This window comes from Mesorhizobium sp. M7A.F.Ca.ET.027.03.2.1 (assembly GCF_003999175.1).
Taxonomy (GTDB): Bacteria; Pseudomonadota; Alphaproteobacteria; order Rhizobiales; family Rhizobiaceae; genus Mesorhizobium.
In genome coordinates this window covers 1-4,371 of record NZ_RZOM01000496.1, presented here as the reverse complement: position 1 = coordinate 4,371, position 4,371 = coordinate 1, and the positions used below count along the sequence as shown (strand labels likewise).

General features: G+C 63.6%; 6 protein-coding genes. 2 read left to right on the top strand and 4 right to left on the bottom strand.

Features of this window, described 5'->3' with window-relative positions; genetic code table 11:
- The 3 genes from EN750_RS20615 to EN750_RS20605 all read right to left on the bottom strand — a co-directional run.
- Positions 1-317 (bottom strand): hypothetical protein (locus tag EN750_RS20615; RefSeq protein WP_127397493.1); only part of this gene is annotated, 317 nt, incomplete at its 3' end.
- Between the two features lie 173 nt (positions 318-490).
- Positions 491-724, bottom strand: a complete 234-nt coding sequence (locus tag EN750_RS20610; protein WP_013529962.1) for a hypothetical protein — start codon at positions 722-724, stop codon at positions 491-493.
- 39 nt (positions 725-763) lie between these two features.
- On the bottom strand, positions 764-1,066 hold the full coding sequence (locus EN750_RS20605) for a hypothetical protein (protein WP_127266560.1): 303 nt from the start codon (positions 1,064-1,066) through the stop codon (positions 764-766).
- A gap of 252 nt (positions 1,067-1,318) precedes the next feature.
- Between EN750_RS20605 and EN750_RS20600 the strand changes: the two genes are divergently transcribed.
- Together EN750_RS20600 and EN750_RS20595 are read left to right on the top strand one after the other, a co-directional pair.
- Entirely contained in the window at positions 1,319-2,035 is a 717-nt protein-coding gene (locus EN750_RS20600) for a response regulator transcription factor (protein ID WP_127397492.1), read from the top strand.
- Positions 2,032-3,438: an ATP-binding protein gene (locus tag EN750_RS20595; RefSeq protein WP_127397491.1), complete on the top strand. Its 1,407-nt coding sequence runs from the start codon at positions 2,032-2,034 to the stop codon at positions 3,436-3,438. The genes EN750_RS20600 and EN750_RS20595 overlap by 4 nt, the downstream gene beginning before the upstream one ends.
- A 127-nt stretch (positions 3,439-3,565) precedes the next feature.
- Here the strand turns inward: EN750_RS20595 and EN750_RS20590 are convergent.
- A partial coding sequence (locus EN750_RS20590) for an ATP-binding cassette domain-containing protein (RefSeq protein ID WP_127397490.1) occupies positions 3,566-4,371 on the bottom strand: 806 nt, incomplete at its 5' end.

Sequence of the window (4,371 nt, the reverse complement as noted above, 5' to 3'; positions counted from 1 at the left end):
GTCGTGGCGGGCCGGATATCGGGGTGAAAGCGGTTTCCACCCGCATCCGCCCGGCGTTCCAGCCAGACCGTGATCGGCCACGCGGCGACGCAGATCAACGTCGCGCCTGTCAGCACGATCAGCAGCCAGGTCTGTGCCGGCGTGATGTAGTCCCAGTTGGTGGAAATCGCCGGCGCGAACAGCGAAGGCTCGGTGCGTCCGGTGGCCGGATCGGGCACCGGGCTGGCGGTGAACAGGATCAGCACCCTGGCGATGCCGGTGGCAACCAGGCCGCCGATCACCATCGAGCGCAAAATGGACGAAAGCCGCTTCTTCATGCGGATTGTCCTACACGGCCGGCGTTGCAAACGGGTTAAGTGTCAGTCGAGGCGGAAGCTGCCGGTGCCAGACTTCGTCAGGGCTTCGGTGGCTCGGACAGGAAGAAGGCCGCTCCAGCCGAAACCAGCTGGAGCGTCCTTGGCCAACAGCCGGCATTTTATGCCGGACCTGATTACGTCTTCGGGGCGTCCTTCTTGACGGCCTTCTCGGCAGCCTTCTTGTGCTTCTTGACGGTCTTCTTGACGACCTTCTTCGGAGCAGCCTTGGCCGGAGCGGCAGTCGCCGGAGCTGTGGTCGTCGAAGCAGCCGGAGCAGCGGTCGTGGTGGCGGCGGCGTTGCCGAGAGCCGGCATCGCGAAAGCCAGAGCGACGGCGAGACCGGTGGCGGAGAGGATGGACTTTTTCATGGCTTCGTTTCCTTTTTATGCGGGTCAAGTTTCTGAGTGTTACTGAACCGGGTCGTTCGGCGTCACTCCAAGCAGCTTCAAAGCATTGGCGAGCATCCGGATGCCCTGCGCCTGTTTCTTGGCGGCGCAGTACCGGTTGCCCTTTCTCTGAAGTGCCTTTGCCGCGGTGACCTGCGTTGCCGTGGCGTGGGTTTCGAGGGCTTCATCAAATTGGTGGCTGAGATTGGCGCACCGTTCGCTCCGGGTTGTGAGCGTCACCTTTGCGTCCGATTGTCCGACAGCGGCAGTGACCAGGCAGAAGCCCAGCAACGCACCCAACAAACTGATCGACAACCTTGGCATCGGTTTATCCGTAAACCCGGAGACTAGCGTCGCAGCCGATGACCTGACCGCCACGACACCAGTTATGCCCTTGAAATTTTTCAGGAGTTTTTCTGAACTGTAGAATTTTGTTTCTGGATTGTGTCTGAGAAAGCCGGTGTGAACCCATCATAGCCACTGGCCAACATATGGCCTGAATTCTATCGTGTGGGTTGTGACAGAAGGGCTTGGCAATCAAAGACAGAAGGGCTTGGCAACAATGACAGGGCTGCTGTGAAATCCGACGCACACATACTGATCGTCGACGACGACAAGGGTATCCGCGATCTGCTGCAGGAATTCTTCCAGAAGCGGGGCCTGCACACCTCAGTTGCCGCCGACGGCGTCGAGATGGAGACCATCCTGCGGCGCGTCCAGGTGGACCTCATCGTCCTTGACGTGATGCTGCCCGGCAAGAGCGGGCTGGAGCTGTGCCGCGACCTGCGCGCCCAGTATTCGACGCCGATCATCATGCTGACCGCCGTCACCGAGACGACAGACCGCGTCGTCGGCCTGGAAATGGGCGCCGACGACTATGTGCCCAAACCCTTCGACCCGCGCGAGCTTTTGGCGCGTATCCGCGCCGTGCTCAGGCGCAATGGCGCCGCCGAGCCCAAGCGCGCCTCCACCAAGCAGATCTACCGCTTCGCCGGCTGGACGATGGATTGTGCTCGGCGCCGGCTGATTGCACCCGACGATGTCAGGGTCGAGCTGACCATGGCCGAATTCAACCTGCTGCAGACCTTCGTCAAGAGTGCGCAGCGCGTGCTGACCCGCGACCAGCTCATCGAACTGTCCGGCGGCGACAGCGACTATTCCTTCGACCGCAGCATCGACATCCTGGTCAGCCGGTTGCGGCGCAAGATGGAAGACGACCCGAAGACGCCCAAGCTGATCCTGACCGTGCGCAGCGGCGGCTACCAGTTCCTGCCCGAGACGACCTCCGAATGAGGCGTTTCCTGCCGCAGACCTTGCCTGTCTGGGTGCTGCTGATCGTCATTGCCGGCCTGCTGATCAGCCAGGTCGCGACCCTTTACATCGTATCGCGCGACCGCGCCGCCGCCAACGACGTCGTCGACCTCTACCGGCTCAACGACCGTGCCTTCTCGCTGGTGCAGCTCATGCATGACGCCAGTCCGGACGAGCGCAAGGCGACGGCGAGCGGCCTGTTCAATTCAACCTATGCGCTCACCGTTTCGGACACACCGGCGGTCACTTCGTCGATCGCCGGTGACGACGAACTGGCCGAACTCGAAGACATCCTCGTCGGCAGGCTGTCGAAATTCGGCATCACCGATGCACGCGTACGCCGCGATCCGGCGACGCGCGAGGCCGATGACGCGGACGGCACGGCCCCGGGACCCGACATCGGCCAGGTCGAGCGCGACCTTCTGGTATTGGCCGCCGACTTCGCCCAGAGCGACAAGCTGACGGCCTCGCTGCGCTTCGCCGACGGCCAATGGCTGAACTTCACCGAGCCGATCACGCCGGTCGGCCCAATCCTGAGCTTCGACAGCCTGCCGCTCTATTCACTGATCGCAGGGCTGGTGGTGATCATGTCGATCTGGTCGCTGCGCCGGCTGACGGCGCCCTACCGGATGATGGAAACCGCCGTGAACCGGATCGGCAAGGATCTGAAGAGCCCGCCGATCGCCGAGAGCGGCAGCCGCGAGGTCCGTGCCGCCGCCAAGGCGATCAACGCCATGCAGGCGAGGTTGCGCGAATATGTCGAGGACCGCGAACATCTGGCGGCGGCACTGGCGCATGATCTGCGCACGCCGATGACCAGGATGCGCCTGCGCCTGGAGCTGTTGCGCAAATCGGCGGTCCGCGAGGCATTGGCGCACGACCTCGCCGATGTCGAGGGCATCGCCAGCTCGGTGATCGACTTCGCCACCTTCGAAGTGACCGAGGAAAAGAACGAACGCATCGATTTCTGGTCGCTCGTGGAATCGATCGCCGACGGCTATGACGACGTATCGTTCGACGACGAGACCCGTTCGCGCGGGCTGATCTGCATGGCGCGGCCGGTCGCGCTCAAGCGCTGCGTCACCAATCTGGTGCAGAACGCGGTCACCTACGGCAAGAAGGCGCATCTTTCGCTGCGCCGGTCGGAGGACATGATCCTGCTCACCATCCGCGACGAGGGGCCGGGCATACCGCAGGCACAGATCGACGCCGTGTTCGGCTCGTTCGTGCGCCTCGAACAATCGCGCAACCGCCAGACCGGCGGTCTGGGCCTCGGCCTGACCATTGCCCGCAACATCGCGCGCGCCGCAGGTGGCGAGATCCGCCTGTCCAACAACCCGGGCGGCGGCCTGCTGACGCAACTGCGCCTGCCGCTGGCGGCTTAGAGCAGGAAAAACGCGAACGGTTCCCAAGGGAAAGCGGACAGCGCTTTCCCTTGGGAATTGCGTCAAAACAAGGAGTTAGAACGAGGCGGCTCGATCGCAGCGCCTCGTTGACTCGGCGTTAGAGAACCTACCGCCGGAGCACCGCGCTCAGCACGTCGCGGATGCCGATGGCGCCGACGAAGCGCGACTGGTCGTCGAACAGCGCCACGGGAGCGGTCTGCGAACGGTGCATGGCCAGCATCACGGTTTTCAGCGAGGTGCCCGGATTGGCCCAGAACACTTGCGCGGCTTCCTCGGATTGGCCTTCGACATCGGCGCACGACACCCAGACCGCCGGCTTGCCATCGCGTTCGGCGGCCGCCACCAGCCCGTGATCGTCGATCTTGAAGCGCGTCGTCTTGCGGCGGTCGAGCCACACCCAGCCGTCCTTGCCGTGCTCCAGATCGCGACGGTCGCGCATCACGTTCCAGGCGGTCAGCACCGACAGCGGATTCACATTGGCGATGAAGTCGCGGACATAGTCGTTGGCAGGCCGCAGCACGATGTCCTCCGGCGCGCCGGTTTGCACGATGCGCCCACCCTCCATGATGGTGATGTGGGAGCCAATCTTCAGCGCCTCCTCGAGGTCGTGGCTGACGAAGATGATGGTCTTCTTCAATTCGGCCTGCAGCTGCAGCAATTCGTCCTGCAGCTTGGTGCGGATCAGCGGGTCGAGCGCCGAGAACGGCTCGTCCATCAGCAGGATCGGCGCCTCGGTGGCGAAGGCCCGCGCCAGGCCGACGCGCTGCTGCATGCCGCCCGACAGCTCATGCGCGTATTTCTTCGACCACTGGTCGAGATTGACCAGCTTGAGCTGGCGTTGCACGCGCTCCTTGCGCTCGGCTTCCGGTACGCCGGCGAGTTCGAGGCCGAGACCGACATTCTCCTCCACCG